Source organism: Rhodococcus chondri (assembly GCF_036327435.1).
Lineage (GTDB): Bacteria > Actinomycetota > Actinomycetes > Mycobacteriales > Mycobacteriaceae > Rhodococcus > Rhodococcus chondri.
Map to the genome: position 1 here is coordinate 1 of NZ_JAUZMZ010000282.1, position 3,723 is coordinate 3,723.

The 3,723-nt window shown below is 64.5% G+C and carries 3 protein-coding genes and 1 pseudogene; 3 read left to right on the forward strand and 1 reads right to left on the reverse strand.

Features of this window, described 5'->3' with window-relative positions; genetic code table 11:
• A pseudogene (locus Q8814_RS24950) lies at positions 1-691 on the forward strand (putative PEP-binding protein); the annotation flags it as partial.
• 51 nt (positions 692-742) lie between these two features.
• On the forward strand, positions 743-2,119 hold the full coding sequence (locus tag Q8814_RS24955; protein WP_330154645.1) for a cytochrome P450: 1,377 nt from the start codon (positions 743-745) through the stop codon (positions 2,117-2,119).
• Between the two features lie 90 nt (positions 2,120-2,209).
• On the opposite strand, the gene Q8814_RS24960 is transcribed toward Q8814_RS24955, so the two are convergent.
• Complete coding sequence (locus Q8814_RS24960; protein ID WP_330154646.1) at positions 2,210-2,710, reverse strand: hemerythrin domain-containing protein; 501 nt, start codon at positions 2,708-2,710, stop codon at positions 2,210-2,212.
• Between the two features lie 153 nt (positions 2,711-2,863).
• On the opposite strand from Q8814_RS24960, the gene Q8814_RS24965 reads away from it, so the two are divergent.
• Positions 2,864-3,723, forward strand: an 860-nt coding sequence (locus tag Q8814_RS24965) for an SDR family oxidoreductase (protein ID WP_330154647.1), incomplete at its 3' end; no start/stop codon positions are given.

The window sequence follows — 3,723 nt, forward strand, 5'->3', positions numbered from 1 at the left end:
CGCCACGGCCCGTGGTCTATCGGGCGATCGATCTGCGTAGCAACGAGTTTGCCGACCTGATCGGCGGCGACATCGAGCCGCACACGAGGAGAACCCGATGATCGGGTACCGCGGTTGCTTCCGGTACGTGCGCGATCCCGACCTGTTCTCCCTCGATCTCGATGTCCTGCACCAGGTGCGCGCGCAGCATCCCAACGTGCACCTGATGATCCCCTTCGTGCGCACCCGCTGGGAACTACAAGCGTGTCTCGCGCAACTCGATGCACATCCGCTCGGCTCCGACCGAGCGATGCTCCGCTGGATCATGGCGGAGGTGCCGTCGGTGGTGTACTGGCTGCCCGAGTACGCGAAGCTCGGCATCGACGGAGTGTCGATCGGCAGCAACGACCTGACCCAGTTGGTTCTCGGGGTGGATCGCGATTCGGAAGTATGCCGAGATCTGTTCGACACCCTCGACCCGGCGGTACTGGACGCGATCGATCGGATCATCGACCGCGCGTCCGCGGCCGGACTGACGACGTCGCTGTGCGGACAAGCGGTTTCGACGAGTACCACCCTGGCCGAGCATCTCGTGCGACGAGGGATCACCTCGGTGTCGGTGACCCCGGATGCCGCGGCAGTGACCCGCCGGACGGTGGCCCGCGCCGAGCAGCGCATCCTGCTCGACCGCGCGCGTCACGAAGACGGATGAGGCACGTTCGCTCGGTCTGGACCTCGAACATCATGAGGATCACACTCAGGTATGACCGCCGGTATGGAAGAAGCCCGAGAGTACCCGCTCGCGCCGGACGTGCCGATGTCGCTGATCTCGCGTCTCCGGGCACCGGACATGCTGCATACGGGACCGGTGAAGATGCGGGATGCGGGTGGGCCTGTGGTGATGGTTCGGTTCGGGCCGACCCGATTCGCAGCACCGATCGCGGTCGTAACATCCCCTCAGGGTGCGCACGATGTCGTCGCCGGCTCGGACGGCGCGTTCGACAAGGAGATGACGGTCGACAGAGAACTACGGAAGTGGTTCGGCGACAGCCTGTTCAGCTTGCCGCATGAGCCATGGTTGGATCGGCGACGCACCTTGGCGCCCCTGTTCACGAAGAAGCGCGTCGAAACCTACTCACGATGCATGGCCGACACCGCGCGGGACTTGGCAACCGTCTGGCTCCGAGCGGGCACGATCGACCTTGCCCGGGAAACCCGGCGCCTCACCTTACGAGTGCTCGGCCGCTCGCTTTTGGGGGTGGACCTCGGAGATCGAACCGAGGAAATCGGACCGCAACTCACCCGCGAACTGAACTTCGTGACGAAGCGATCCGTGCGACCGGTGCGTGCGCCTGCCTGGCATCCGACGCCCGCGCGGCACCGGATGCACACCGCGAAGAAATTCACCGACGAGCTGATCGATGAGGCGATCCGAGCGGCCCGCGAAGATCCCGGTCGCGATGCAGAGCTGATCCGGCTCTTCTTCGAGACCGCCGACCCGGAGACCGGTGAGCCGTTCACCGACCAGGTGATCCACCAGGAACTCGGCGCCTTCGTCGTCGCGGGACACGACACCACCGCCACCACGCCGGCGTACTGCTTCTGGGTCCTCGGGCACCACATCGATGTCCAGGACCGGATCGCGGCCGAGGTCGGCGCCCTCGGCGATCGGCCGCTACACGTACGTGATGTCGAGCGCCTGCCCTACGCCGGGCAGGTCCTTCAGGAGGCCCTGCGAATGTGCCCGCCGGGACCGGCCATCGGCCGCATGGCCATGCGGGAGGTCGTCGTGGACGGCTATCGGATCCCCGCCGGTACGAATGTTCTCGTAGGCAACTACGCCGTGCATCACGACCCCGGCCTGAGGGACGATCCGGAGCGATTCGATCCGGATCGGTTCGCTCCGGATCGTTCACCGGTCCACACGCGATGGCAATACCTGCCGTTCGGTGGGGGCCCACGTCGCTGCGTCGGAGCCCACTTCGCCATGCTCGAGGCGACGTCGGCCCTGGCGAGCGTCCTGCGGGCGGTGCGGATCGAGTCGGTCGAATCCGACTTCCCGCTCGCAACCCCCTTCACCCTGGTCGCCGCCGGCCCCGTGCCCGTGCGCATCCGACCGAGGATCACCGCAGCGGCGTAGTCGAAATCGTCGCCTCCGCAGAAGTTTCGTGTCGTCGACCCGCAGGCCTGGGTACCGTGCCTGCGACCGACGTGAGAGGTGAAATACGCCTCACTTGATGACGGCGTCGATGGTCTTCTTCAGGGCGGACGGCTGTGCCGGTGAGTGCGGGGCCTTCTGCTTCGCTTCGAGAAGTCGCTCACCCATCTCCTGAAGTACCTTGCGGCCCAAAGCTTCCCGAACCTTCGGGAACCATTCGCCCTCTTCTTCTTCGATGTGGTGTTCAACGCTCTCGATGAGCACGGTGGTCTTCGCATCGAAGCGTTCGTCCTCGGGCTTCATCGCCGCCAGTTCCATGACCAGCACATCGGCGACGTGATGCTCCTCGTACGATTCGAGAACATCGGACTCGACGTCCGGCAGCAACTCGCGCACCTCGGGGTACATCACCTCGTTCTCGATATAGGTGTGCACGGTGAGCGCTTCGATGATCTTGTCTACGATCTTGCCCTTCGCGGCCTTGGCGCCCTCGCCGGCCGACTGGAAGTCCCGGAAGAGCTTCTTGATCTCCTTGTGGTCTTCCTTGAGCAACACGATCGCGTCAGTGGACATTGATCCAACCTCCAGAGCTGTGGGAACGCGGTAGCGGGCGCACCGCTCATAGTCGAACAGGGCATACCCACCACGGGTGCCCCTCACACATCATTCGGCACTCGTGCGCGCGGGCGTTCGCGCATAATCGACGGCAACGGATGAGGAGCACATATGACTGCACCGGACGCGAAACCACTTGCCGGAAAAACCATGATCATGTCGGGCGGCAGCCGGGGTATCGGCCTGGCGATCGCCCTTCGCGCAGCGAGGGACGGCGCGAACATCACATTGATCGCCAAGACGGACACCCCGAATCCGAAGCTGCCGGGCACGATTCACACTGCCGCGGCCGAACTCGAGCAAGCCGGCGGTCGCGTCCTGCCGTTCGTGGGCGATATCCGCAATGACGACTGGGTCGCCGAGGCCGTGCGCCAGACGGTCGCGAGGTTCGGTGGCATCGACCTCGTCGTGAACAATGCGTCGGCAATCGACCTGTCGCCGACCGACAGCATCACGATGAAGAGATACGACCTGATGCAGGACATCAACTGTCGCGGTACGTTTCTACTGTCGAAGCTGTCGATCCCCGCGCTGCGCGACTCCGCGAAGGCCGGTCGCAACCCGCATATCCTGACGCTTTCTCCCCCACTGAATCTGTCCCCGAAATGGGCCGGGGCGCACCTCGCCTACACCATGGCGAAGTACGGCATGAGCCTGACAACACTCGGGCTCGCCGAGGAACTCAAACCTGATGGCATCGGGGTGAATTCACTGTGGCCGCGCACGACCATCGCCACCGCCGCAGTGCGCAATCTGCTCGGCGGCGAGGCGATGGTCAATTCCTCTCGGACGCCGGACATCTACGCGGATGCCGCGTATGTGGTGCTCACGTCTCCGAGCACCGAGGCCACCGGCAACTTCTACATCGATGCCATCAGGTTTGAGTTCCTCGGCGAGCCCGAGTGTTGTCAGGCTCATGCCGTACTTCGCCATGGTGTAGGCGAGGTGCGCCCCGGCCCATTTCGGGGACA

Bases quoted from the DNA above. Each gene is read 5' to 3' on its own strand.
- Q8814_RS24960 (WP_330154646.1), bottom strand. From the start codon at position 2,710: ATGTCCACTGACGCGATCGTGTTGCTCAAGGAAGACCACAAGGAGATC.
- Q8814_RS24955 (WP_330154645.1), top strand. From the start codon at position 743: ATGACCGCCGGTATGGAAGAAGCCCGAGAGTACCCGCTCGCGCCGGAC.